The sequence below is a fragment of the Streptomyces rubellomurinus genome, from assembly GCF_000961885.1.
Taxonomy (GTDB): Bacteria; Actinomycetota; Actinomycetes; order Streptomycetales; family Streptomycetaceae; genus Kitasatospora; species Kitasatospora rubellomurina.
Window position 1 is genome coordinate 15,044 of the sequence record NZ_JZKH01000082.1, and the last position, 23,304, is coordinate 38,347.

The window sequence follows — 23,304 nt, forward strand, 5'->3', positions numbered from 1 at the left end:
CGACAAACCGAGGGCTACTCCACCCCGATGAGCAGCGGCGCCGACTCCTGCCCGCCGTGGAAGACCGCCGCGTCCACCTCGGGCCGCCGGTGCCGCACGTGCGCGACCAGCCGGTCGGCGAGCGCCCGGTCGGCGCCCTCGCCGAGGACGAGGGTGACGAGTTCGCCGCCCGCGCCGAGCATCCGGTCCAGCACGCTGGCGCCGACCTCCTCCAGCCCGGTGCCGATCACCGCGACGTCCCCGTCGATCAGGCCGAGCACGTCCCCGGCCTGGCAGACGCCGGCCATCGTCCAGGACTCCCCCTCGGCGACGGCGAGTTCGGCGTAGCGGGTGGCGCCGGCCGCGGAGGTCATGGCGACCACGTCCTCGTCGAAGCGGCGGCCGCCCTCGTGCACGGCCAGCGCCGCGAGCCCCTGCACCGGCGAGCGGGTGGGCAGGACGGCGATCCGCACGCCCTCCTCGCGCAGCTGGTCGGCGGCGGCCCCGGCGGCGGCGCGCAGTTCGGGGTCGTTGAGCAGCAGGACGACCTCGCGGGCGGCGGACCGGCGGACGGCGGCGGCGAGTTCGGCGCTGGCCGGGCGGCGGTCCGGGTCGGCGTGCAGCACGACGGCGCCGGCCTGCTCGCACAGCTCGGCCAGGCCCTCGCCGGAGACCACGGAGAGCACCGCGCGGGCGCGCTCCTCGCGTTCGCCGCGCTCGGCGGCGGTGCCGGCCCGGGCGGCGGCCTCGGCGAAGTGGGTGATCCGGATCTGGTGCGGGCGCCCGGCCTCGACGCCGGCCTCCACGGCGGCGCCCGCGTCGTCGACGTGCACGTGGACGTTCCACAGCCCGTCGCCGCCGCCGACCACCAGGGAGTCGCCGAGCGCGCCGAGCCGCGCCCGCAGCGCGGGCAGGGCCTCGTCGGGCGCGTCCAACAGGTAGATGACCTCGAAGGCGGGGTGGCCGGGCCCGGGCGGCCGCACGTGCGTCTCGCAGCCGGCCACCACGTCCCCGCGCAGCGCGACCGGCCCCATCGGCTGCTGCCCGGCGACGGCGTCGGCGAGCGCGCCGAGGACGGCCACCAGGCCGCGCCCGCCGGCGTCCACGACGCCGTTCTCGGCCAGCACGGCGAGTTGTTCGGGGGTGTGCCGCAGCGCGTCCCGGGCGGCCCGGTAGGCGGTGTCGGCGACCTGCGCGAGCCCGTCCCCGGCCCGGACGGCCTCCCGGGCGGCGACCCGGGCGACGGTCAGCAGGGTGCCCTCGACGGGCTCCGCGACGGCCTGGTAGGCGGAGTCGGCGGCCCGCTGGAGGGCGGCCCGCAGCTGCGCGGCACCGCCGCCGCCCTCGGCGAGCGTCTCGGCGGTGCCGCGCAGCCACTGGGCGAGGATCACCCCGGAGTTGCCGCGGGCGCCGACCAGCGCGCCGCGGGCCATCGCCCGGACGGCTTCGGCGAGCCCGGGGGCCGGCCGGGCGGCGGGATCGGCGAAGCGGCTCTCCACCTCGGCGGCGGCGGACTCGACGGTCAGGTACAGGTTGGTGCCGGTGTCGCCGTCCGGGACGGGGTACACGTTGAGCGCGTCGATCTCCTCGCGCGCCTGGCCGAGCGCGCGCAGGGCGAGCTGGCACCAGGTGCGCACGGCCGGGGCGTCGAGCGTGTGCAGCACCAGGTCTCCTCCGGATGGGACGCCGCGATGGCCCATGGGTGAACGGCGAGGGGTGATCGAGGGGTGATACCGGCAGGTTATCGGGGGCCGGGGAGGGCCGCCCCGGTCCGCGGCCCCGGAGCGATCACTCGGCCGGTCATGGTAGTTTCGTGGGACGGGAGCAGCCGTTGTATGCTCTCCCGGTTGCCTGGAACAATCCGGGCGCACCCCTCGATCCGATCCGGTTCACGCGAGTGCTCCGTTGGTTCGCCGGGGTTGTCGAACGTAAATGATCTGAAGTCTTGGAGTGACTCCTGTGGCTGCCAACTGCGACGTCTGCGGCAAGGGGCCGGGCTTCGGCAACAGCATCTCCCACTCGCACCGCCGTACCTCCCGTCGTTGGAACCCCAACATCCAGACGGTGCGCGCTGTGGTTGGGCGGACGCCGAAGCGGCTCAACGTCTGCACCTCGTGCATCAAGGCCGGTAAGGTCTCGCGCTGACGCGCAGACCGGCATGCCGGTCCTCCAGTGAAGCCGGTTCGTCCTCGGGCGGACCGGCTTCACTGTTTTCCGCGTGCGGCCACGCTCCGCGACGGTGAACTCGCCGTCCGTGCCGGGCGGGTCCGCGGAGCCGCCCGGCACGGGGGTGGTCAGCGCCAGCGCCAGGCGTGGTCGACCGGGCCGATCCCGGCACCCAGGGCGAAGCCGCCGGCGATCGCGCCGGTGATGTACTCCTTGGCCGAGCCGACCGCCTCGGGCAGTGCCTCGCCCTTGGCCAACCCGGCCGCGATCGCGCTGGCCAGCGTGCAGCCGGTGCCGTGGGTGTGCCGGTTGTCGTAGCGCGGCGCCCGGTACCAGTGCTCCTCCCCCGGCCCGCCGTACAGCAGGTCGGCGGCCTCGCCCTCCAGGTGCCCGCCCTTGACCAGCACCCAGCGCGGGCCCAGGTCGAGCAGCGCCTTGGCGGCGTCCAGCATCCGCGTCTCGTCCTCGACGGTGCGGCCGGTGAGTTGCGTCACCTCGTGCAGGTTGGGCGTGGCCAGGGTGGCGACCGGCAGCAGCTTCTCCCGGACGGTGGCCACGGCCTCGGCGGCCAGCAGCGCGTCGCCGTGCTTGGAGACGCCGACCGGGTCGACCACGACCGGGGCGTCCACCCCGGCGAGCAGCTCGGAGACGGTCTCGACGAGTTCGATCGAGGCGAGCATGCCGGTCTTCACGGCCTGAACCCCGATGTCGTCGACCACGCTGCGGAACTGCGCCCGGACGGCCTCGGCGGGCAGTTCCCAGTAGCCCTGGACGCCGAGCGAGTTCTGCGCGGTGACGGCGGTGATCACGCTCATGCCGTGGACGCCGAGGGCGAGCATCGCCTTGAGGTCGGCCTGGATGCCGGCGCCGCCGCCGGAGTCGGAGCCGGCCACGGTGAGCACGCGGGGAGGTGCGGTGGAGGACATGGGCCCCAACCTACCCGTGCGGCCTCAGAGCACCGCCTCGGACTCCGCCCAGCGCTGCTCCGGCACCGTCTTCAGCCGGGTCACCGCGACGCCGATCGGCAGCAGCTCGATGCCGGTCCGGCGCAGCGCGGTGAAGTGCCCGAACGCGCCCTGGTGGACGGCCTCCACCGCGTGCCAGCCGAAGCGGGTGGCGAGCACCCGGTCCCGGGCGGTCGGGGTGCCGCCGCGCTGGACGTGGCCGAGGATGACCGGGCGGGCCTCCTTGCCGAGCAGGTCCTCCAGCTCGTGGGCGAGCCGGTTGCCGATCCCGCCGAAGGTGCGGTGGCCGTACTGGTCGACGTCGCCGTGGTCGAAGCGCATGGTGCCGGGGACGGGCGCCGCGCCCTCGGCGACGGCGATGATGGCGAACTTCTTGCCGCGCGCGAAGCGGTCCTCGATTATCCGGGCGACCGCCTCGATGTCGAAGGGCTTCTCCGGGATCAGGATGCCGTGGGCGCCGCCGGCCATGCCCGCGGTGAGGGTGATCCAGCCGGTGTGACGGCCCATCAACTCGACGACCATGACGCGCTGGTGGGACTCGGCGGTGGTCTTCAGCCGGTCGATCGCCTCGGTCGCCACGTGCACCGCGGTGTCGAAGCCGAAGGTGACGTCGGTGGCGTCGATGTCGTTGTCGATGGTCTTCGGCACGCCGACCACCGGCAGCCCGGCGTCGCTGAACTGCTTGGCCGCGGTCAGCGTGCCCTCGCCGCCGATCGCGATCAGCGCGTCGATGCCGATGTTCCGGGCGAGCGCCTTCGCGTTGTCCACCGCCCAGGCGATCCGCTCGCGCCGCACCCGGGCCGAGCCGAGGATGGTGCCGCCGAGGGTGAGCAGGCCGGTGACGTCGTCGTGCGAGACGGGCCGGGCACGGCCCTCGATCAGGCCGAGGAAGCCGTCCTCGATGCCGACGATCTCGTCGCCGTGCACGTCGGTGCCCCGGTGCACCACCGAGCGGATGACCGCGTTCAGGCCGGGGCAGTCGCCGCCGCTGGTCAGGACACCGATGCGCATGTGTGGCGGGCTCCGCTCGCAGTGGTTCGGCCGCCGGCGCCGGACGGCGGGCGGGCTCGGATGCCGCAAGCCTACGCATTCCGCACCCGCGAAGCCCGTCCCCGCACGCCCGGAGCGTCACGCGCCGTACCGGTGTCCACCGCCCATCAGCCGTACTCCGTACGCCGGTCCGGGCCGGCGGCCGCCGCGGCCTCCCGCGCCCGGCCCGGTCCGCGCGTCACTCCGCGAAGTGGTCCCAGCCGCCGACCCGGTCCCAGGGCGCGCCGTCCACCGTCACCCGGCCGCTGCGACGGCCGGTGGGGCGGCCGGTGACCTCGCCCACCACCCGCCAGCGGGCCGGGAGTTGGGCCCCGCGCGGGAAGGTCGCCACGATCGCGTGGTCCTCCCCGCCGGAGAGCACCCACACCAGCGGGTCGACCCCGACCGCCTGCCCGATGTCGGCCATCTGCGCCGGGACGTCGAAGTCGGCGGCCTTCAGGTCGATGTCCACCTCGCTGGCCCGGGCCACGTGGCCGAGGTCCGCGACCAGTCCGTCGCTCACGTCGATCATCGAGGTCGCGCCCAACTCGGCGGCGGCCGGGCCCGCGTGGTACGGCGGCTCGGGCCGGCGGTGCGCCTCGACGAAGGCCCGCGGGGAGCGGAACCCGCGCTGCAGCACGGTCAGTCCGGCCGCCGACCAGCCGAGCCAGCCGGTCACCGCGACCACGTCTCCGACCTGCGCGCCGGAGCGCGTCACCGCCGCGCGCCCCTGGAGGTCGCCCAGCGCCGTGATGGCCAGCGTGATGGTGTCGCCGCGCACCACGTCGCCGCCGACCACCGTCGCCCCGGCGACCTGGCACTCGTCGCGCAGCCCGTCCATCAGCTCGGTCGCCCAGGTGGTCGGCAGGTCGGCGGGGGCGACCAGCCCGAGCAGTATCGCGGTCGGCACCGCGCCCATCGCGGCCACGTCGGCGAGGTTCTGTGCGGCGGCCTTGCGGCCCACGTCGTAGGCGGTCGACCAGTCCCGGCGGAAGTGCCGGTTCTCGATCAGCACGTCGGTGGTGGCCACCACCCGGCCGTCCGGAGCCTTCACCACCGCGGCGTCGTCACCCGGGCCGAGGTCGACCGCGTCGGTGAGCGGTACCCGGGCGGTCAGCTCCCTGATGAGGCCGAACTCGCCCAGCTCGCCCACGGTCCCCTGCATCTGCCGTCCTCTCGCGTTCTCGTCCGAAATCCGACCCCCGTCGCGCTCCCCCGCGCGCAGCGTACGCCCTTCGGGGGCGCGCGGGTCTCCCTCCCCGGCCCGCTGCGCGGTAGCGTGGTGATCAGACTGCCGGTGAGCCCGATCCCGACCTCTTGCCCGGCCGGGTGATCACGGCGGCGATCCCCGTAACCGGCCCCCGGAGGTCCCCGTGGTACAGGCGTACATCCTGATCCAGACCGAGGTGGGCAAGGCCACCGCCGTCGCGCAGACCATCTCCGCGATCAACGGCGTGATCACCGCCGAGGACGTCACCGGCCCGTACGACGTGATCGTCAAGGCCGAGGCGGACACCATCGACGACCTCGGCCGGATGGTGGTGGCGAAGGTCCAGAAGGTGGAGGGCATCACCCGCACCCTCACCTGCCCCGTGGTCAATCTGTAGACCCCGGCTACCATCGGCGGGTGGCCCGAGAACTCCGCATCCCCAAGGCGCTGGCCGGCCTTCCGGCGCCGGTCCGCTGGCTGGCCCCGCCGGTCGCGCTGACCTGCGCGGTCGTGGCGCTGCTCGGCTCGTGGAGTTCGACCGCCTCGGACGTCGAAGCGCCGCGGCCCACCGGCCGGGCGGCCGAGCACTGCCGCGCGCTCGCGGCCGCGCTCCCGCAGGAGTTGCTCGGGCGCCCGCGCCAGGACCTCTCGCCCGCCTCGCCGTACGTCGCCGCCTGGGGCGATGCGCCCCGGACGGTGCTGCGCTGCGGCGTCGAACGGCCGGAGGAGCTGAACGGCGAGCACGCCGCGGACTGGTCCCCGACCGTGGACGACGTCACCTGGTGGTCGCAGAAGCTCGACGACGGCGGCTACCGCTTCGTGACGACCATGCGGGCCGCCTACGTCGAGGTGACCGTCCCGAAGGGCGCCGCGCAGAACCCCTTCGACCCGGCCGCCGCGCTGACCCCGGTGGTCAAGGCCAACATCCCGGGCTGAACGCATCCCGGGCTGACCGCGGGAGGGGGCGGGCTCCCGGCCCGCCCCCTCCGTACGGCTAGCGCAGCCCGGTGGAGCGCCGCAGCGCGGTCTGCAGCAGCCGGTCGATCAGCTCCGGGTACGAGACCCCGCTGGCCTCCCACATCTTCGGGTAGGCCGAGATCGGGGTGAAGCCGGGCATGGTGTTGATCTCGTTGATCATCCAGGTGCCGTCCTCCAGCAGGAAGAAGTCCACCCGGGCCAGCCCCTCGCAGCCGAAGGCCTCGAACGCGGCCACCGCCTGGCGCTGGATCTCCGCGGTCTCCTCGGCGGTCAGCGCCGCCGGGATCCGCACCTCGGAGGAGTCGATGTACTTGGCCTCGAAGTCGTAGAAGTCGAAGCCCTCGCCGACCAGCACCTCGGCCGGCACGCTGGCCCGCGGGCCGTCCTCGAACTCCAGCACGCCGCACTCGATCTCGCGGCCGGACACGCCCGCCTCGATGATCAGCTTGGGGTCGTGCCGGCGGGCCTCCTCGATCGCGGCGTCCAGCTCGGCCAGGTCCTTGACCTTGGTGATGCCGATGCTGGAGCCGGCCCGGCAGGGCTTCACGAACAGCGGCAGGCCCAGCGCGGCGGCCCGCTCGCGCACGTCGGCGCGGCCCTGCTCGGTCTCCCAGTCGCGCGGCCGGACGATCGTGTAGTGGCCGACGCCCAGACCGTGCGAGGCGAGGATCCGCTTGGCGAACTCCTTGTCCATGCCGGCCGCGCTGGCCAGCACGCCGTTGCCGACGTACGGCACGCCGGAGAGCTCCAGCAGGCCCTGGAGGGTGCCGTCCTCGCCCCAGGGGCCGTGCAGCAGCGGGAACACCACGTCGACGTCGCCGAGGGCCTTGGGGGCGCTTCCCGGCTCGCTGAGGACCACCTCGCGGCTGCCCGGCGAGACCGGCAGCGCGACCTGCCCGTCCACGGCCTCGGCGACGTTCGCGACGTCCGGCAGCTTGCCGTCGGTGATGGCCATGCGGGCCGGCTCGTCGCTGACCAGCGCCCAGCGGCCCTCGTGCGTGATGCCGATCGGCAGCACGTCGTACCTGTCGCGGTCGATCGACGTGAGCACGCTGCCCGCGGTGGAGACCGAGATGGCGTGCTCGGAGCTGCGGCCGCCGAAGACCAGCGCGACGCGCGGCTTGCGGGCGGACGGGTTCGGGGAGGACTGTTCGATGCTCATATCGGGTTTGAGACTACCGTGCGACGTGTTTCCGGGAAGTCAACGGCTTTCCGGAGACACGCCGCACGCGGTGTCCGCGTCCCGGGAGCTCAGCGCCGCTCCGGCTTCGCCGAGCGCGACATCAGCGCCCGCAGCGCCTCCTGGGTCGGCCGCCCGTTGTGCACCACGTCCACCACGGCCTCGACGATCGGCATGTCGACCCCGCTGCGCCGGGCCAGGTCGAGCACCGACTCGCAGGACTTGACGCCCTCCGCGGTCTGCCGGGTCGCCGCGATGGTCTCGGCCAGCGACATGCCCCGGCCGAGGTTCATGCCGAAGGTGTTGTTGCGCGACAGCGGCGAGGAGCAGGTGGCGACCAGGTCGCCCATCCCGGCGAGCCCCGCGAAGGTGTGCGGGTCGGCGCCCAGCACCTCGCCGAGCCGGGTGGTCTCGGCCAGCCCGCGGGTGATCAGCGTCGCCTTGGTGTTGTCGCCCAGCCCCATGCCGGCCGCCATGCCGACCGCCAGGCCGATCACGTTCTTGACCGCGCCGCCGAGCTCGCAGCCGATCACGTCGGTGTTGGTGTACGGACGGAAGTACGGCGTGTGGCAGGCCGCCTGGAGCCGCTTGGCGACCGCCTCGTCGGCGCAGGCGACCACGCTGGCGGCGGGCTGCTTGTTGGCGATCTCCTTGGCCAGGTTCGGCCCGCTGACCACCGCGACCCGCTCCGGGCCGACCTTGGTGACCTCCTCGATCACCTCGCTCATCCGCTTGGCGGTGCCGAGTTCGATGCCCTTCATCAGGCTCACCAGCACGGTCTGCGGCTCGATCAGCGGCGCCCAGGCGGCCAGGTTGTCGCGCAGCGTCTGCGAGGGCACCACGAGCACCGCGAAGTCGGCGCCGGCCAGCGCCTCGGCGGGGTCGGTGGTGGCCCGCACCGAGTCGGGCAGCCGGACACCCGGAAGGTAGTCCGGGTTCTCGTGCGTGGTGTTGACGGCGTCGGCGAGCTCCTGCCGGCGGGCCCACAGCACGACCTCGCTGCCGGCGTCGGCGAGCACCATCGCGAAGGCGGTGCCCCAGGAGCCGGTCCCCATCACGGCGCAGCGGCTCACCGGCCGGTCCCCTCACCCGAGTCGGCGGGCTTCTCGCCCTTGGCGCGGCGCCGTTCGGCGAGCGCCGCGGCGGCCCGCTGCCGGGCGGCCTTGCGCATGTCGTAGCGCTCGGCGGGCGGTTGCTCGCCGCGGATGTCGGCGAGCACCTCGGTGATCGCGGCCATGATGTCCTCGGTCGCGTCGGCCAGCACCTGGGCGGTGAGTTCCTGACCGCGGTACTTGCTCAGGTCGACCGCGGGCCCGGCCGCGACGACGACCCGGTGGCGCGGGAAGAGGTTGAACTTGCCCTTCCCGTAACCGGCTCGGCCGTACGGGGGGATGATCTCGTGCGCTCCCCAGTGCGCGACCGGGATGACCGGCGCGCCGGTCATCAGCGCGACCCGGGCGACGCCGCTCTTGCCGGTCATCGGCCACAGGTCCGGGTCCCGGGTGAGCGTGCCCTCGGGGTAGAACTGCACGCACTGCCCGCCGTTGACGGCGTCGATCGCGGCCCGGAAGGCCTGCGCGGCGTCGGTGGACTCGCGGAACACCGGAATCTGACCGGTCTTGCGCAGCATGAATCCGATGAACGGAATCGAGAACAGCGAGGACTTGCCGAGAATGCGCGGCGGGCGTCCACTGTTGTACTGCCAGTGCGCGTAGATCACCGGGTCGATGATCGAATTGTGGTTCACCGCGGCGATGAAGCCGCCTTCCTTGGGAAGGTGCTCCCAGCCCCGCCAGTCGGGCTTCACCAGGGCGGTCGTCACCGGTTTCACCAGCACGGCCGCGAAGCGGTACCAGATGCCGTAGTCGGCGTTGCCGAACTTGGCGTACGAGCGGCGGGCCACCCCAGGCTCCTTCTCATCACATGCGGCACGTGGGGTGCCGCGGTCGTAGCCTCCCGGTCCCCGCACCGGCGCGACCGGTGCCCGGGTCCCGGGCGCGGAACAGTCTCGCCCGCCCGCTCACCGACTGTCGAGCGGCCGCGCCAACCCGCGCGGCGGTCGTGATCAAACGCACGTCCGCACAGCTCGGACGGCCTGGCGGGGGTTCCGCGACCGGCGTCACAATGACGCCGATGACCCAGGACACCGTACGCCCCAGCGGGCCCGTCGCGCCCGCCGCACCCGCCGCCGACTGGTCGGTGGTACTGCCGCTCAAACCGCTCGCGACGGCGAAGAGCAGACTGGCCCCGTACGCCGGCCCGCACCGCGCCGGCCTGGCGCTCTCCTTCGCCCTGGACACCGTCCGGGCCGCGCTGGCCACGCCGGGCGTGGCCCGTGTCCTCGTGGTCACCCGCGACGCGACGGCCGGCGAGCGACTGGCCGGGCTGGGCGCCCTGGTGGTCTCCGACGAGCCCGGCGGCGGCCTCAACACGGCGCTGGCGCACGGCGCCTCGGCCGCCCGGCGGCTGGCCCCGCACGCCCCGCTGGCCGTCCTGTCGGCGGACCTGCCGGCCCTGCGCCCGGCCGAACTCGCCCGGGTGCTGGGCGCGGTGCCGGCGGACGGCCGGGCCTTCCTGCCCGACTCCCCCGGCCTCGGCACGACCCTGCTCGCCTGCGCGCCCGGGCAGCCGCTCTCCCCCGCCTTCGGGGAGGGCTCCCGGGCCCGGCACGCGGCCGGCGGGGCACTCGAACTGCGCCTGGCGGACGTCGAGTCGGTGCGCCGGGACGTCGACACCGGGACGGACCTCGGCGAGGCGGCGGCCCTCGGCCTCGGCCCGCACACCAGCGCGTTGTTCGCACGCCTGGCGCAGGTCTGACGGCGCGCCCGACCGGCGGGACGCGGCACCCCGATCGCTATGCTGCTCGCATGCAGGCCACCGCGTTCACCTTCGACCCCGCCACCCGGGCCGGCTCCGTGCTGCTCGACGACGGGACCCCGGTGCCGTTCGACGCGGCCGCCTTCGACGCCGGCGGCCTGCGGCTGCTGCGCCCCGGCCAGCGGGTGCGCATCCGCACCGAGGGCACCGGCGAGGCCCGCCGGGTGGTCTTCGTGACGCTGCAGACCTTCCCCGACCCCACCGAGCGGTAGCCACCCTCCACGGGAGCCCCCGGCCGCCGCGCGCCGTCGAATCCTGACCGAGCGCCCGGAAACCGAAAGAGCCGCGGCGCCCGGTCTCCGCTGTTCGCGGAAAGGGGGTTGCCGCGGCTCTCCAGCCGAAGGCCGTCCGGGGGACGAGCCCGCGCGGGACCTTACTTGGCCGAGGTCTTGCGCGCGGTGGTCTTGCGGGTGGCGGTCTTCTTCGCCGGCGCCGTCTTCTTGGCCGTGGCGGTCGCCTTCTTGGCGGCGGTGGCCGTGGTCTTCTTGGCGGCAGCCGTGGTCGTCGCCTTCTTGGCGGCGGCCGTCTTCTTGGTCGCGGCGGCCGTGGTGGTCTTCTTCGCGGCGGCGGCGGTGGTCTTCTTGGTGGCGGTCGCCTTCTTGGTGGCGGTGGCCGTGGTCTTCTTGGCGGCAGCCGTGGTCGTCGCCTTCTTGGCGGCGGTCTTCTTGGTCGCGGCCGGGGCGGCGGCAGCGGCGGCACGCTTGGTGGCGGCGCGCTTGGCGGCCGGGGTGGCGGCGACGCCGCTCTTGCCCGGGGTGAGCGAGCCCTTGGGGGCCTTCTTCACCGAGGGGCCTTCCTTCGGCAGCTTCTTGCTGCCGCTGACCAGGTCCTTGAAGCCCTGGCCCGGGCGGAAGCGCGGGACGGCGGTCTTCTTGACCTTGACCCGCTCGCCGGTCTGCGGGTTGCGGGCGAAGCGCGCGGAGCGCTCCACCTTCTCGAAGGTGCCGAACCCGGTGACCGAAACCCGGTCACCGGCCACAACGGCACGGACCATGGTGTCGAGCACTGCGTCGACGGCCTCTGCGGCAGCCTTGCGACCGCCCAGCTGCTCGGCCACCGCTTCGACAAGCTGAGCCTTGTTCACGTCTTCCCCTTCGGAAACGGGCGCCGGATGATTCCATCCGTTCTTTTCGCACGTTAGGTATGTATCTGCGGACTTTCAATTACCAAACGCGCGAATCACCCTAGTGTCGCAATGGATTTGCGCGTCGGCGACCTCAGCGGAGCGGCGGGAGCCCCTCGTCGAGGTCATGTACAAAGCGACTCAACCGCCGTGCCGCCTCCGGAAGATCGCGCTTGGCGGTCTCGGTGACGATGAGCAGTTGACGGGTGAGAGCGGTCTTTGCATCGGCAGACACGTTCAGCGCATGCACGCGGGCGTGAGCTTGCTTCAACCGCTCGGCCACGAGCGCGTAGAGCGCTGCGACTTCCTGGTCGTCCGATCCCTCAGCTGGCGCGGAGGTGACGTCCGGCCGATCGTCAATTCGGCGTTCGGATCGCCGGCCCATGGAGTCCTCGGACGCGGGTTCGCCGCCCGCGTACGGTGGTTCATGGTGCCGGTGCATGTACTGATTGTGCCATCTACCCGTAGTTGTACTTGCGCGGGCCCCTGTTCGGCAAAGCCGAATGGGCAATCCGGGGAAGGGCCCGGCGGTAACTCGCGGTCCGCAACGCCGGATGGCCCGGCCCCCCCGAGGGGGGCGCGGGCCATCCGGTGGATCGTCGGAATGACGGATCTGAACGGAACTCAGACCACGGGCAGGGTACGGGGTTTGAACGCGGGGCGGCTCGCCTCGAAGGCCGCGATCTCGTCCTCGTTCCGCAGCGTGATGCTGATGTCGTCCAGGCCGTTGAGCAGCCTCCACCGGACGTTGTCGTCCAGTTCGAAGCTCTCCGTGACGCCTTCGGCCCGCACTTCGCGGTTCTCCAGATCAACGGTGATCTCGGCCGAAGGGTTACTCTCGGTGAGCGCCCAGAGCCGCTCCACGGCCTCCTGCGGCAGGACGACCGTCAGCAGGCCGTTCTTCAGGGAGTTGCCGCGGAAGATGTCCGCGAAGCGGCTGGAGATCACCGCGTGGAAGCCGTAGTTCTGCAGCGCCCAGACGGCGTGCTCGCGCGAGGAGCCGGTGCCGAACTCGGGGCCGGCCACCAGGACGGTGGCGCCCCGGCGCTCGGGCCGGTTCAGGACGAACGACTCGTCCCGGCGCCAGGCCTCGAACAGCCCGTCCTCGAAACCGGATCGGGTGACCTTCTTGAGCCAATGGGCGGGGATGATCTGGTCGGTGTCCACGTTGCTGCGGCGCAGCGGGACGGCCCGGCCGGTGTGGGTGGTGAACTTCTCCATGGTTCTCAGGCCTCCACAGCCACGTTGGCGCTCAGGTCGGACGGTGCGGCCAGACGGCCCAGGACGGCGGTCGCCGCGGCGACCTGCGGGGAGACCAGGTGGGTGCGTCCGCCCTTGCCCTGCCGGCCCTCGAAGTTGCGGTTCGAGGTGGAGGCGCAGCGCTCGCCGGGGGCCAGCTGGTCGGGGTTCATGCCGAGGCACATCGAGCAGCCGGCGTGCCGCCATTCGGCACCGGCGGCGGTGAACACCTTGTCCAGTCCCTCCTCGACGGCCTGCAGGGCGACCCGGACGGACCCGGGGACGACCAGCATCCGCACGCCGTCCGCGACCGTGCGGCCCGCCAGGACGGCGGCGGCGGCGCGCAGGTCCTCGATCCGGCCGTTGGTGCAGGAGCCGACGAAGACGGCGTCGACGGCGACCTCGCGCAGCGGGGTGCCGGGCTCCAGGCCCATGTACGCGAGGGCGTTCTCGGCGGCCAGGCGCTCCTGCGGGTCGGCGAAGTCCGCCGGGTCCGGCACGTCGGCGCCGAGCGGGGCGCCCTGGCCGGGGTTGGTGCCCCAGGTGACGAACGGGGTCAGCTCGTTCGCGTCGATGAAGACCTCGTGGTCGAAGACCGCGTCCTCGTCGGTGACCAGGGTCCGCCAGTACGCGACGGCGGCGTCCCAGTCCTCGCCCTTCGGGGCGTGCGGGCGGCCCTCCAGGTAGGCGAAGGTGGTCTCGTCCGGGGCGATCATGCCGGCCCGGGCGCCGGCCTCGATGGACATGTTGCAGACGGTCATCCGGGCTTCCATCGACAGGCCGCGGATCGCCGAGCCGCGGTACTCCAGGACGTAGCCCTGGCCACCGCCGGTGCCGATCCTGGCGATGACGGCCAGGATCAGGTCCTTGGCGGTGACGCCCTCGGGCAGTTCGCCCTCGACGGTGATCGCCATGGTCCGGAACGGCGCCAGCGGCAGGGTCTGGGTGGCCAGCACGTGCTCGACCTGGCTGGTGCCGATGCCGAACGCCAGCGCGCCGAAGGCGCCGTGGGTGGAGGTGTGGGAGTCGCCGCAGACCACCGTGGTGCCGGGCTGGGTCAGGCCGAGCTGCGGGCCGACCACGTGCACCACGCCCTGCTCGACGTCGCCCAGCGAGTGGATCCGCACGCCGAACTCGGCGGCGTTGCGCCGCAGGGTCTCCAGCTGGACCCGGGAGACCGGGTCGGCGATCGGCTTGTCGATGTCCAGGGTCGGGGTGTTGTGGTCCTCGGTGGCGATGGTCAGGTCGGGGCGGCGGACCGTGCGACCGGCCAGCCGGAGGCCGTCGAAGGCCTGCGGGCTGGTGACCTCGTGGAGCAGGTGCAGGTCGATGAACAGGAGGTCGGGCTCGCCTTCCGCGCGCCGTACGACGTGGTCGTCCCAGACCTTCTCAGCGAGTGTCCGTCCCATCGGAATCCCTCCAGCCGGCCGCGTTGCCGGCCTTCTCGTGTCATCGGGGTCAAAGCGTCCGCCGCCCGGATCGGGGCGCGTCCGCGGACCTGCACGCCGGATCGCTGTCCACGATGCGGACACTCGGACGAGGCCACATCCTGGATGTCTCCCGGGCTGCTGCCTCCAGAGTGGCGCTTTTCCCGGAAGATTGAACTTGCGTCTCGCGGAATGAGACTGCAGTCTTATCGCATGGACAACTCTAGCGGCGTCGGCGTTCTCGACAAGGCCGCTCTGGTGCTGAGCGCACTGGAGTCGGGCCCCGCCACGTTGGCGGGGCTGGTCGCCGCCACCGGTCTGGCGCGCCCCACCGCCCACCGGCTCGCCGTCGCACTCGAACACCACCGCCTGGTCACCAGGGACATGCAGGGGCGCTTCATCCTCGGCCCCCGGCTGTCCGAACTCTCCGCCGCGGCGGGCGAGGACCGGCTGCTCGCCACCGCGGGCCCGGTCCTGACCCACCTGCGCGACGTCACCGGCGAGAGCGCCCAGCTCTACCGCCGCCAGGGCGAGATGCGGATCTGCGTCGCCGCCGCCGAGCGGCTCTCCGGCCTGCGGGACACCGTCCCGGTCGGCAGCACCCTGCCGATGAAGGCCGGCTCGGCCGCCCAGGTCCTGCTGGCCTGGGAGGAACCCGAGCGCCTGCACCGCGGCCTGCAGGGCGCCCGCTTCACCGCCACCGCGCTGAGCGGCGTCCGGCGGCGCGGCTGGGCCCAGTCGATCGGCGAGCGCGAGCCCGGCGTCGCGTCCGTCTCCGCGCCGGTGCGCGGCCCCTCCAACCGCGTGGTGGCCGCCGTCTCCGTCTCCGGCCCGATCGAGCGCCTGACCCGCCACCCGGGCCGGCTGCACGCCCAGGCCATCATCGAGGCCGCGAACCGGCTCACCGAGGCCCTGCGCCGCAGCTGAACCGGTCGGGCCGGCCGAATCCCCCACCCACCCCCACGAAAACCGGAAGGGCCCCGCTCGGAGTCGAGCGGGGCCCTCGGCGTTTCCGCGCCGAAGTCGCGGAGAAAGATCCGGGAAAACAAAAAGACCCCGGGAACCGGGGCCTTTCCTCTTTCTGGCTGGGGTACCAGGACTCGAACCTAGACTAAATGAACCAGAATCACTCGTGCTGCCAATTACACCATACCCCAACACAAAGCAAGGGCCGATGGGCGAGCCCATCGGCTTCCTGCTCTGAAGTACCCCCGACCGGATTCGAACCGGCGCTACTGCCGTGAGAGGGCAGCGTGCTAGGCCGCTACACAACGGGGGCTCCTGGCGATCTCTTGCGAGATCAGTACCCCCGACCGGATTCGAACCGGCGCTACTGCCGTGAGAGGGCAGCGTGCTAGGCCGCTACACAACGGGGGCTTTCCAGGCGGTCCCTTGCGGGACCAGTACCCCCGACCGGATTCGAACCGGCGCTACTGCCGTGAGAGGGCAGCGTGCTAGGCCGCTACACAACGGGGGCTTGGATCTTCATTTGTCACTGCGGTGCGATCGTCTCCGATCGTACAGCGCTGGGGTACCAGGACTCGAACCTAGACTAACTGAACCAGAATCAGTCGTGCTGCCAATTACACCATACCCCACCAGAGTTGAACCCTTGCGAGCTCTTCTCGGGCGTTGCGCCTCTCGTTCGGTCCCGGCGGGGGGCTTTCGCTCCCTCGTCCGTTCCCTCCCGGGCGGCGCAGAAAGAACATTACCCGACGTCTGGCCTGGCTCCAAAATCGATAACCCCAGGCAGCGGCCGGGAGGCCGGCGGACGACCTCCGGGTGCGCCGCGGGCCCGGCACGAGGCCGGGCCCGCGGGCTGTTCAGCCGGTGCCTCAGGCGGTCGGCAGGGCGTCCAGGGCGGAGCGCAGCCGGCGCAGCGTCTCGGGGCGCCCGAGCAGCTCCATCGACTCGAACAGCGGCGGCGAGACCCGGCGGCCCGTGACGGCCACCCGCAGCGGCGTGAAGGCGAACTTGGGCTTGATGCCCAGCCCGTCCACCAGCGCCTCGCGCAGCGCGGCCTGGATCGGCTCCGGGGTGAAGTCCGCCAGCTCCTCCAGCGCCTTGATGCTGGCCTCGAGCACCGGGCGGGCGTCCGCGGTCAGCGCCTTGGCGGCGTCGTCCGGGTCGACGGCGAAGTCGGCCGGGTCGACGAACAGGAAGCCGGCCATGTTCACGATCTCGCTCAGCACGACCATCCGCTCCTGGGTGAGCGGCGCGATCCGGGCGAGCAGGTCCAGCTGCTCGGCGGTCGGCTCGGCCGGCAGCAGGCCGGGGGCCTGCAGGTACGGCACCAGGCGCCGGACGAAGTCCTCCGGGGCCAGCCGGCGGACGTGCTCGGCGTTGATCGCCTCGCACTTCTTCAGGTCGAAGCGGGCCGGGTTCGAGTTCACCTTGGCGATGTCGAAGGCCGCGATCAGCTCGTCCGTGCTGAAGATGTCCCGGTCCTCGGCCAGCGACCAGCCCAGCAGGGACAGGTAGTTGAGCAGGCCCTCGCGGATGAAGCCGCGCTCGCGGTACAGGTTGAGCGAGGCCTGCGGGTCGCGCTTGGAGAGCTTCTTGTTGCCCTCGCCCATCACGTACGGCAGGTGGCCGAAGCGCGGGGTGCCGCCGTCGCCGACGCCGATCTCGGCGAGCGCCGCGTACAGCGCGATCTGCCGCGGCGTGGAGGACAGCAGGTCCTCGCCGCGCAGCACGTGGGTGATGCCCATCAGGGCGTCGTCCACCGGGTTGACCAGGGTGTACAGCGGGGCGCCGTTGGCCCGGACGATGCCGTAGTCCGGCACGTTCTCCGGCTCGAAGGTGAGCGTGCCGCGCACCAGGTCGTCGAAGGAGATGGTGGTGTCGGGCATCCGGAAGCGCAGGATCGGCTCGCGCTTCTCCAGCTTGTAGACGGCGACCTGGTCGTCCGTCAGGTCCCGGCAGTGGCCGTCGTAGCCGGAGGGCTTGCCGGCCGCGCGGGCGGCCTCGCGGCGGGCGTCCAGCTCCTCGGTGCTGCAGTAGCAGTAGTAGGCGTGGCCGGCCTCGTGCAGGCGGCGGGCGACGTCCGCGTAGATGTCCATCCGCTGCGACTGGCGGTACGGCTCGTGCGGGCCGCCGATCTCCGGGCCCTCGTCCCAGTCGAAGCCGAGCCAGCGCATGGCGTCGAGCAGCTGGTTGTACGACTCCTCGGAGTCGCGGGCGGAGTCGGTGTCCTCGATCCGGAAGACCAGCTTGCCGCCGTTGTGGCGGGCGTAGGCCCAGTTGAAGAGGGCCGTGCGGACCAGGCCCACGTGGGGGTTGCCGGTCGGGGACGGACAGAAGCGAACCCGGACGGCCGGGTCAGTGTTAGCCACGCTTGATCACCTTGTTGGTGAGAGTGCCGATGCCTTCGATGGAGACGGCGACCTCGTCGCCGACGTTGAGCGGGCCCACCCCTGCGGGCGTGCCGGTGAGGATGACGTCGCCGGGCAGCAGCGTCATGGCCTCGGAGATGTGGACGATCAGCTCGGCGACCGAGCGGACCATCTGGGAGGTGCGGCCGGCCTGCCGGAGCTCGCCGTTGACCGTGCAGGTGACGGCGAGGTCGGCCGGGTCGAGGTCGGTCTCGATCCACGGGCCCAGCGGGCAGGCGGTGTCGAAGCCCTTCGCCCGGGCCCACTGGCCCTCGCGCTGCTGGACGTCGCGCGCGGTGACGTCGTTGGCGCAGGTGTAGCCGAGGACCACCTCGGGCACCCGCTCCAGCGGCACCTCGCGGCACATCCGGCCGATCACCACGGCGAGTTCGGCCTCGTGCTGGACGTCCGAGGAGAACGGCGGGTACGCGATGCTCTCGGTCGGGCCGATCACCGAGGTGGAGGGCTTGAAGAAGGTGAGCGGGACGTCCGGGACGTCGTTGCCCAGTTCGGCCGCGTGCGCCGCGTAGTTGCGGCCGACCGCCACGATCTTGTTCGGGAGCATCGGGCTGAGCAGCCGGACGTCCTGGAAGCGGTAGCTCTCGCCGGTGGGCTGGGGCTGGCCGAACGGGTGGCCGGCCAGCGCGTGGACGACCAGCGACTCGGGCTGGGAGGGGTCGCCCTCCACGACGCCGAAGGAGACCGTGCCGGCGGCAGGGCTCCCTTCCCGGACGGAAAACCTGGCAATGCGCACGGCTGGGCTACCCCTCGCTTCGTCGGCCGCCCGGGGCGCCCCCGGGCGCTGGTGGGCGCCTCGCCCGAGCTGGGCGCGGCCCCGTCAATCGTCGTCCAGGCTATCGCGTGGGGGCCCTGCCGACCCGTTTGCCCCTGTTCAGCGCGGTCTCGGCCGGATGCGCCGGAGGGTGCCCCCGTCAGCGACGGGGGCACCCTCCGGCGGGAACGCGTGGGGTCAGTCCCGGGGGGTGACGACCGGGGCGACCACCAGCTGGGTGCGGCGCGGGTTGGCCGTGACGGCCGGCAGCTCGGTGGAGTAGGTCACCGTGTCCTCGGGCTTGCGGGCGCCCGGGATCTGGCTGAAGTCCGCGACCGAGGCCAGCGTGGTCCGGCGGGGGTTCGCCGTGGAGCCGCTGGACAGCGTGGACTTGGTGGCCTTCTTCGCCTGGGACATCGAGAGCACCTCGTGGTCGCGGCCGGGCGGATCCGCGGCGGATCGGCACCGGCCTGAGTGATTCCGATTATTCGGAGGGGTTCTGGGCAGGCTGATCGGGGCCGTGCTCCGGAGACAGCCAGGTTACGAGATCTCATTCCACAGAGGCCGTGACCAAAGCTACACATTGAGCTGTGATTTTGCTCACAAATTGTGAATCAAAAGCCCGATTTCCGACATATCGCCGCATCGGATCATTCCGACATCCTGCGCATTTCGGGCATTCCATGAGGTCTGCGACTCTTTTCGATCTAGACCCCGGTTGGCATGTATCAGGCGAGTGTCCGAAAAAGGCGGTATTCCGGTCCGGTTACCGTACAGTCAGTGAAACCGCGCACGCGGTCGGTAGCGTTCGGCGGCCACGGCTGGCGGCCCTTGTTGGGAGTCCAAGGCTGTGCTGGAATGCCACGGACCGTGGGTAGGGAGCAGTCCACCGCGGCGACCCGCTCTCCCGGACCGGCCGGGGTGCGGATGGAAACTCGACACCGTCCAGATCGCGGCGACGCGGCGGGACGCCCGGTCCAGAGGTTGCGACGCCAGTGCAGGGACGTTTCAAAAGGGGTAGCGGCGCCGCGGGCGACCAGGAGTCGCACGAGCCCGTGGCCGCCCCTCAGCAGGCGGCTGCCCCCGGCGGCCCGGCCGAGCCGGCCGGGCCCGACGCGGTCGGTCACCCGGAGGGCGACGGCCAGGACCGCAAGTCCACCCGGGACAAGCTCCGGACCACCCTGACCAGGCGCCGCGCCACCGGCATCAGCCGGTTCCGGATGCGCAACTGGCGCATCCGCACCCGCCTGATCGCGCTGCTCGCGCTGCCCGTCCTGGTCTCGCTGGTCCTCGGTGGCCTGCGCATCCAGACCTCGATGGAGAACTCGCAGAACCTCGCCCAGATGGCCAACCTCTCGGACCTGGCCAAGAAGGCGACCAACCTCGCGGACGCCCTGCAGAACGAGCGCGACATCAGCGCCGGTCCGATCACCAAGGACCCGACCGCGCCGCTGGACGACGACGTCACCACCGCGCGCAAGACGACCGACGACCTGAACCGCGCGTTCACCGCCTCCTCGGACAAGTTCGAGAACCTCGAGCTCTCCGGCGGGAAGGCCCTGCTGTTCCAGATCCGCAGGGACCTGAACTCCATCTCCGAGGCGCGCAACTCGCCGTACCAGAACAACCAGAACATCCAGTCGACGATCACCGCCTACGACGTGATCATCCGCGACCTGCTGGGCCTCACCCAGGACATCGCGCTCGCGTCGAACAACAAGGACCTGGTCGTCGCGACCCGCGCGCTGCAGCAGTTCTCGCTCGCCAAGAACGTCACCTCGCAGCAGCGCGCCCTGGTCAGCGCCGCGCTCGCCAACCCCAAGGGACCGGACCTCAGCGCGAGCGACGAGTCCTTCGGCATCCGCCTGCGCACGTCCTACGACAACGCGCTCATCGGCTTCAACAACATCTACACCGCGCACGACCTGGACAACCTGCGCAGCCAGCTCAGCTACAACACGGTGATCGCCGACGCCGACCGCTACGCGCACTCGATCCTCCAGACCAACGGCATCCACCAGACCGACCCGGTGGGCTACAAGGAGTGGTACGAGAAGATCAGCGCGAAGATCACCGCTGAGCGCCGGATCGAGGCCAAGCTGCTGGAGAACCTGGACGGCAAGGCCCAGGACCTCCAGTCGCAGGCCGACACCGACGCGCTGATCATCGCCGCCGCCGTCGCCCTGGTGCTGCTCTTCGCCCTCGGCGGCGCCGCGCTGATCGCCCGCTCGATGGTGCGCTCGCTGACCCGTCTGCAGTCCGCGGCCGAGGACGTCGCCGAGCGGCGCCTGCCCGAGCTGGTCAAGACGCTCTCCGAGAGCGACCCGCACGACGTCGACACCACCGTCGAGCCCGTCGCCGTCGACTCCGCCGACGAGATCGGCCACGTGGCCCACGCCTTCGACATGGTGCACAGCGAGGCCGTCCGCCTCGCCGCCGAGCAGGCCCTCCTCCGCGGCAACATCAACGCGATGTTCACCAACCTGTCGCGCCGCAGCCAGGGCCTCATCCAGCGCCAGCTGTCGCTCATCTCCGAACTGGAGAGCCGCGAGGCCGACCCGGACCAGCTGGCCAACCTCTTCAAGCTGGACCACCTCGCCACCCGCATGCGCCGCAACGGCGAAAACCTCCTCGTCCTCGCCGGTGAGGACCCGGGCCGCCGCTGGACCAGGCCCGTCCCGCTGGTCGACGTGCTCCGCGCCGCCGCCTCCGAGGTGGAGCAGTACGAGCGCATCGAGCTGGCCTCGGTGCCGTCCGCCGAGGTCGCCGGCCGCGTCGTCAACGACCTCGTCCACCTGCTCGCCGAGCTGCTGGAGAACGCCACCTCGTTCTCCAGCCCGCAGACCCGCGTCCGGGTCACCGGCCACGCGCTGCCGGACGGCCGGGTGCTGATCGAGATCCACGACACCGGCATCGGCCTCAGCCCGGACGACCTCGCCGAGATCAACGAGCGCCTGGCCAACCCGCCGACGGTGGACGTCTCGGTCTCCCGCCGCATGGGCCTCTTCGTGGTCGGCCGCCTGTCCCTGCGACACGGCATCCGGATCCAGCTCCGCCCCAGCGACTCCGGCGGCACCACCGCGCTGGTCATGCTCCCGGTGGACGTCACCAACTCCGCCGACCGCCGCGGCCCCGCCGGCCCCGGCGGCCGCGCCGGCGGCCAGCAGCCCAAGCAGCAGCGCGGGATCGCCCCGACGCCACGCCAGCAGCGTCAGATGGCGCCCGGCCAGAGCGGCCCGGCCGCTCTCGGCCAGGGCCCGGCCGGCGGTGCCCCGCAGGGCGGTCGCCCGCAGCTCGGCCAGGGCGGCCCGGCCGCTCCGACCGGTCCGGGTGCGCCCGGTGCTCCCGGAGCGCCGGCCGCTCCGGCGGGCCCGGGTGCGCCGGCCGGGCCGGGTGCGCCCGGTGGCCGCGCCGGCGGACTGCCGACCCGTCAGGTCGGCCAGTCGCTGCGCGAGAACCCGCCGCAGCAGGGCGCCGGTCAGGGCCAGGGCCAGGGCCAGGGCCGGCCGCAGGGCCGCCCCGTCCCGCCGCAGCCGCAGCGCGGCCAGGCCCGCCCGGGCCAGCCGCAGCCGTCCGCCCAGCAGCCCCCGCAGACCGGCCCGAACGGCCTGCCCCGGCGCGGCCGTCCGCTGCCCGGACAGCAGCAGCCCGGTCAGCCCCAGGCCGCACAGCCCCAGCCCGGGCAGCAGCAGCCCGGCGGTCCCGGCCCGCGCACCGGCGAGCAGCCGCAGCACGGCCGCCCCGACGCGCCGCAGCAGGGTGCCCGCCCCGGCGAGCGTCCGCAGCAGGGCGGCCTGCCGCAGCGCCGTCCCGGCCAGGCCGGTCCGCAGGCGCCCGGCCAGCCCGGCCAGCCCGGCCAGCCCGGTCAGCAGCAGCCCGGCCCGCAGGGGCCGCGCCGTCCGCAGCGCCCGGGCCCGGACGGGCCGCAGCAGCGCCGTCGCCAGCCCCAGCTGCCGCAGCAGCAGGGCCAGCCTCAGCCGCCGCAGCAGTCCCAGCAGCCCCAGCCGCTGCCCCCGGCCGAGCCGGCGCCGGTGGAGAGCACCCAGCAGTTCGCCCGGCCGCGCTTCGAGGCCAGCCAGATCGACCCGCGCGACCCGCTGGGCCTCGGCCTGGTGGAGCCGGTGCTGCCGAACGTGCCGAACCCGGCCCGTCCGGAGCCGGTGCGCCCGGAGCAGGCCCAGCAGCCCGCGCCGCAGCAGCCGCAGCCGCAGTTCCGCCCGGAGCCGATGGCGCTGCCGACCGGGCCCTCCGAGGCCACCGGCGAGCAGCCCTGGAACCCGCAGGCCGAGCCGCAGCAGGAGCGTCCGCAGCAGTACCAGCCGCGCCGCCCCGGCACCTCGGCGCCGGGCTTCGCGGAGCCGCAGCGGCCCCAGCAGCCGCGGCAGCCCCGCCGGCCGCAGCCGCAGGCCGAGTTCCAGCCGCAGCCGCAGGCCCCTCAGCCGACCCCGCAGCAGCCGGCCGAGCCGCAGCAGGCTCCGGCGCCGCAGGGCCGGCAGGCCCCGCCGCAGCCGCAGCCGGGCCCCGGCGAGGCGCCGTGGCGTCCGTCCGCCAACGACGAGCGCTGGCGCCGCGCGGAGCAGGTCCGCGAGCCCTCGACCAGTGGCGTCACGCTGTCCGGCCTCCCCCGGCGCACCCCGCAGGCCAACCTGGTCTCCGGCACCGCCGAGTCCTCGCCGCTGACCGGTCCGCAGGTCTCCCGGGCGCCCGAGGAGGTGCGCGGCCGGCTGACCAACCTGCGCCGCGGCATCCAGCAGGGCCGCCGGGCGGGCGCCGAGCAGTCTGCCAACCAGGTCGGCTCGCACCATGGTGCGCAGCAGCCCGGATTCGATAGTTTCGGTGGCCGGAGCGACGGCAACGGCGCAGATCACCAGGAGCGTTGAGTTGAACCAGATGAGCCAGGCCGCACAGAACCTGAACTGGCTGATCACCAATTTCGTGGACAACACCCCCGGGGTGTCCCACACCGTGGTGGTCTCCGCGGACGG

At 72.9% G+C, this 23,304-nt stretch carries 20 protein-coding genes, 5 tRNA genes and 2 pseudogenes; 8 read left to right on the top strand and 19 right to left on the bottom strand.

Annotated elements, in window-relative coordinates; translation table 11 throughout:
- Nucleotides 1-14 precede the first annotated feature (14 nt).
- Nucleotides 15-1,643, bottom strand: coding sequence for a DAK2 domain-containing protein (locus tag VM95_RS29735; protein ID WP_107073137.1), 1,629 nt, complete (start codon nucleotides 1,641-1,643; stop codon nucleotides 15-17).
- 295 nt (nucleotides 1,644-1,938) lie between these two features.
- Here VM95_RS29735 and rpmB point away from each other — a divergent pair.
- Nucleotides 1,939-2,049, top strand: a pseudogene (gene rpmB, locus VM95_RS45790) (50S ribosomal protein L28); the annotation flags it as partial.
- Between the two features lie 224 nt (nucleotides 2,050-2,273).
- Here rpmB and thiD read toward each other — a convergent pair.
- The 3 genes from thiD to VM95_RS29750 all read right to left on the bottom strand — a co-directional run bounded on the left by thiD (nucleotide 2,274) and on the right by VM95_RS29750 (nucleotide 5,304).
- Entirely contained in the window at nucleotides 2,274-3,071 is a 798-nt protein-coding gene (gene thiD / locus VM95_RS29740) for a bifunctional hydroxymethylpyrimidine kinase/phosphomethylpyrimidine kinase (protein WP_045702548.1), read from the bottom strand.
- A gap of 24 nt (nucleotides 3,072-3,095) precedes the next feature.
- Nucleotides 3,096-4,121, bottom strand: a complete 1,026-nt coding sequence (locus VM95_RS29745) for an ATP-dependent 6-phosphofructokinase (protein WP_045702550.1) — start codon at nucleotides 4,119-4,121, stop codon at nucleotides 3,096-3,098.
- 217 nt (nucleotides 4,122-4,338) lie between these two features.
- A complete protein-coding gene (locus VM95_RS29750) occupies nucleotides 4,339-5,304 on the bottom strand; it encodes a thiamine-phosphate kinase (RefSeq protein WP_045702552.1) in 966 nt (321 codons plus the stop codon).
- A 208-nt stretch (nucleotides 5,305-5,512) separates the two neighbouring features.
- Here VM95_RS29750 and VM95_RS29755 point away from each other — a divergent pair, with 208 nt between their 5' ends.
- Together VM95_RS29755 and VM95_RS29760 are read left to right on the top strand one after the other, a co-directional pair.
- Nucleotides 5,513-5,746 (top strand): Lrp/AsnC family transcriptional regulator, encoded by a 234-nt coding sequence (locus VM95_RS29755; protein ID WP_045702555.1) that lies wholly within the window; start codon nucleotides 5,513-5,515, stop codon nucleotides 5,744-5,746.
- Nucleotides 5,747-5,766: 20 nt separating this feature from the next.
- Nucleotides 5,767-6,285: a DUF3515 domain-containing protein gene (locus VM95_RS29760; protein WP_052707657.1), complete on the top strand. Its 519-nt coding sequence runs from the start codon at nucleotides 5,767-5,769 to the stop codon at nucleotides 6,283-6,285.
- A 58-nt stretch (nucleotides 6,286-6,343) separates the two neighbouring features.
- Here the strand turns inward: VM95_RS29760 and VM95_RS29765 are convergent, their stop codons facing one another.
- The 3 genes from VM95_RS29765 to VM95_RS29775 all read right to left on the bottom strand — a co-directional run bounded on the left by VM95_RS29765 (nucleotide 6,344) and on the right by VM95_RS29775 (nucleotide 9,410).
- Complete coding sequence (locus tag VM95_RS29765) at nucleotides 6,344-7,489, bottom strand: D-alanine--D-alanine ligase family protein (protein WP_045702557.1); 1,146 nt, start codon at nucleotides 7,487-7,489, stop codon at nucleotides 6,344-6,346.
- A gap of 89 nt (nucleotides 7,490-7,578) precedes the next feature.
- Nucleotides 7,579-8,562 carry an NAD(P)H-dependent glycerol-3-phosphate dehydrogenase gene (locus VM95_RS29770; RefSeq protein ID WP_045702606.1) on the bottom strand — a complete coding sequence of 328 codons (984 nt, stop codon included), beginning with the start codon at nucleotides 8,560-8,562 and terminating at the stop codon, nucleotides 7,579-7,581.
- Nucleotides 8,563-8,576: 14 nt separating this feature from the next.
- Entirely contained in the window at nucleotides 8,577-9,410 is an 834-nt protein-coding gene (locus VM95_RS29775; protein WP_045702559.1) for a lysophospholipid acyltransferase family protein, read from the bottom strand.
- Nucleotides 9,411-9,640: 230 nt separating this feature from the next.
- Here VM95_RS29775 and cofC point away from each other — a divergent pair, with 230 nt between their 5' ends.
- Both cofC and VM95_RS29785 read left to right on the top strand, forming a co-directional pair.
- Nucleotides 9,641-10,324 carry a 2-phospho-L-lactate guanylyltransferase gene (gene cofC / locus VM95_RS29780; protein WP_045702561.1) on the top strand — a complete coding sequence of 228 codons (684 nt, stop codon included), beginning with the start codon at nucleotides 9,641-9,643 and terminating at the stop codon, nucleotides 10,322-10,324.
- Between the two features lie 50 nt (nucleotides 10,325-10,374).
- The gene (locus tag VM95_RS29785) at nucleotides 10,375-10,596 is read left to right on the top strand and encodes a hypothetical protein (RefSeq protein ID WP_045702562.1); all 222 of its coding nucleotides are present in this window, start codon (nucleotides 10,375-10,377) and stop codon (nucleotides 10,594-10,596) included.
- Between the two features lie 161 nt (nucleotides 10,597-10,757).
- Here VM95_RS29785 and VM95_RS29790 read toward each other — a convergent pair whose 3' ends face one another.
- The 4 genes from VM95_RS29790 to leuC form a co-directional block, all read right to left on the bottom strand.
- Nucleotides 10,758-11,468, bottom strand: a complete 711-nt coding sequence (locus VM95_RS29790) for an HU family DNA-binding protein (protein WP_045702563.1) — start codon at nucleotides 11,466-11,468, stop codon at nucleotides 10,758-10,760.
- 133 nt (nucleotides 11,469-11,601) lie between these two features.
- Nucleotides 11,602-11,949, bottom strand: a complete 348-nt coding sequence (locus VM95_RS45720) for an SCO5555 family protein (RefSeq protein ID WP_425265371.1) — start codon at nucleotides 11,947-11,949, stop codon at nucleotides 11,602-11,604.
- A gap of 182 nt (nucleotides 11,950-12,131) precedes the next feature.
- Complete coding sequence (gene leuD, locus VM95_RS29800; protein WP_045702565.1) at nucleotides 12,132-12,728, bottom strand: 3-isopropylmalate dehydratase small subunit; 597 nt, start codon at nucleotides 12,726-12,728, stop codon at nucleotides 12,132-12,134.
- Nucleotides 12,729-12,733: 5 nt separating this feature from the next.
- The gene (gene leuC, locus VM95_RS29805) at nucleotides 12,734-14,155 is read right to left on the bottom strand and encodes a 3-isopropylmalate dehydratase large subunit (protein ID WP_045702567.1); all 1,422 of its coding nucleotides are present in this window, start codon (nucleotides 14,153-14,155) and stop codon (nucleotides 12,734-12,736) included.
- Between the two features lie 231 nt (nucleotides 14,156-14,386).
- Here leuC and VM95_RS29810 point away from each other — a divergent pair, with 231 nt between their 5' ends.
- Nucleotides 14,387-15,100: an IclR family transcriptional regulator gene (locus VM95_RS29810; protein WP_030306825.1), complete on the top strand. Its 714-nt coding sequence runs from the start codon at nucleotides 14,387-14,389 to the stop codon at nucleotides 15,098-15,100.
- Nucleotides 15,101-15,255: 155 nt separating this feature from the next.
- Here VM95_RS29810 and VM95_RS29815 read toward each other — a convergent pair.
- From VM95_RS29815 to VM95_RS29850, 8 genes are all read right to left on the bottom strand, one after another.
- Nucleotides 15,256-15,330, bottom strand: a tRNA-Gln gene (locus VM95_RS29815).
- 49 nt (nucleotides 15,331-15,379) lie between these two features.
- Nucleotides 15,380-15,452 (bottom strand) — tRNA-Glu (locus VM95_RS29820).
- 25 nt (nucleotides 15,453-15,477) lie between these two features.
- Nucleotides 15,478-15,550: transfer RNA gene (locus VM95_RS29825), tRNA-Glu, on the bottom strand.
- A 27-nt stretch (nucleotides 15,551-15,577) separates the two neighbouring features.
- Nucleotides 15,578-15,650 (bottom strand) — tRNA-Glu (locus tag VM95_RS29830).
- Between the two features lie 49 nt (nucleotides 15,651-15,699).
- Nucleotides 15,700-15,771: transfer RNA gene (locus VM95_RS29835), tRNA-Gln, on the bottom strand.
- Between the two features lie 237 nt (nucleotides 15,772-16,008).
- The gene (gene gltX, locus VM95_RS29840; RefSeq protein ID WP_045702593.1) at nucleotides 16,009-17,508 is read right to left on the bottom strand and encodes a glutamate--tRNA ligase; all 1,500 of its coding nucleotides are present in this window, start codon (nucleotides 17,506-17,508) and stop codon (nucleotides 16,009-16,011) included.
- On the bottom strand, nucleotides 17,501-18,301 hold the full coding sequence (locus tag VM95_RS29845; RefSeq protein ID WP_045702595.1) for a fumarylacetoacetate hydrolase family protein: 801 nt from the start codon (nucleotides 18,299-18,301) through the stop codon (nucleotides 17,501-17,503). The genes gltX and VM95_RS29845 overlap by 8 nt, the downstream gene beginning before the upstream one ends.
- 216 nt (nucleotides 18,302-18,517) lie before the next feature.
- On the bottom strand, nucleotides 18,518-18,736 hold the full coding sequence (locus tag VM95_RS29850; RefSeq protein ID WP_045702597.1) for a hypothetical protein: 219 nt from the start codon (nucleotides 18,734-18,736) through the stop codon (nucleotides 18,518-18,520).
- Nucleotides 18,737-19,374: 638 nt separating this feature from the next.
- On the opposite strand from VM95_RS29850, the gene VM95_RS39245 reads away from it, so the two are divergent.
- Both VM95_RS39245 and VM95_RS29865 read left to right on the top strand, forming a co-directional pair.
- Complete coding sequence (locus VM95_RS39245; protein WP_052707658.1) at nucleotides 19,375-23,199, top strand: sensor histidine kinase; 3,825 nt, start codon at nucleotides 19,375-19,377, stop codon at nucleotides 23,197-23,199.
- A gap of 10 nt (nucleotides 23,200-23,209) precedes the next feature.
- Nucleotides 23,210-23,304 (top strand): annotated as a pseudogene (locus VM95_RS29865) (roadblock/LC7 domain-containing protein); the annotation flags it as partial.

Bases quoted from the DNA above. Each gene is read 5' to 3' on its own strand.
- VM95_RS29770 (WP_045702606.1), bottom strand. From the start codon at position 8,562: ATGGGGACCGGCTCCTGGGGCACCGCCTTCGCGATGGTGCTCGCCGAC.
- VM95_RS29850 (WP_045702597.1), bottom strand. From the start codon at position 18,736: ATGTCCCAGGCGAAGAAGGCCACCAAGTCCACGCTGTCCAGCGGCTCC.
- leuC (WP_045702567.1), bottom strand. From the start codon at position 14,155: ATGGGACGGACACTCGCTGAGAAGGTCTGGGACGACCACGTCGTACGG.
- VM95_RS29765 (WP_045702557.1), bottom strand. From the start codon at position 7,489: ATGAGCATCGAACAGTCCTCCCCGAACCCGTCCGCCCGCAAGCCGCGC.
- cofC (WP_045702561.1), top strand. From the start codon at position 9,641: ATGACCCAGGACACCGTACGCCCCAGCGGGCCCGTCGCGCCCGCCGCA.
- thiD (WP_045702548.1), bottom strand. From the start codon at position 3,071: ATGTCCTCCACCGCACCTCCCCGCGTGCTCACCGTGGCCGGCTCCGAC.
- VM95_RS29750 (WP_045702552.1), bottom strand. From the start codon at position 5,304: ATGCAGGGGACCGTGGGCGAGCTGGGCGAGTTCGGCCTCATCAGGGAG.
- leuD (WP_045702565.1), bottom strand. From the start codon at position 12,728: ATGGAGAAGTTCACCACCCACACCGGCCGGGCCGTCCCGCTGCGCCGC.
- VM95_RS45720 (WP_425265371.1), bottom strand. From the start codon at position 11,949: ATGCACCGGCACCATGAACCACCGTACGCGGGCGGCGAACCCGCGTCC.
- VM95_RS29745 (WP_045702550.1), bottom strand. From the start codon at position 4,121: ATGCGCATCGGTGTCCTGACCAGCGGCGGCGACTGCCCCGGCCTGAAC.
- VM95_RS29785 (WP_045702562.1), top strand. From the start codon at position 10,375: ATGCAGGCCACCGCGTTCACCTTCGACCCCGCCACCCGGGCCGGCTCC.
- VM95_RS29810 (WP_030306825.1), top strand. From the start codon at position 14,387: ATGGACAACTCTAGCGGCGTCGGCGTTCTCGACAAGGCCGCTCTGGTG.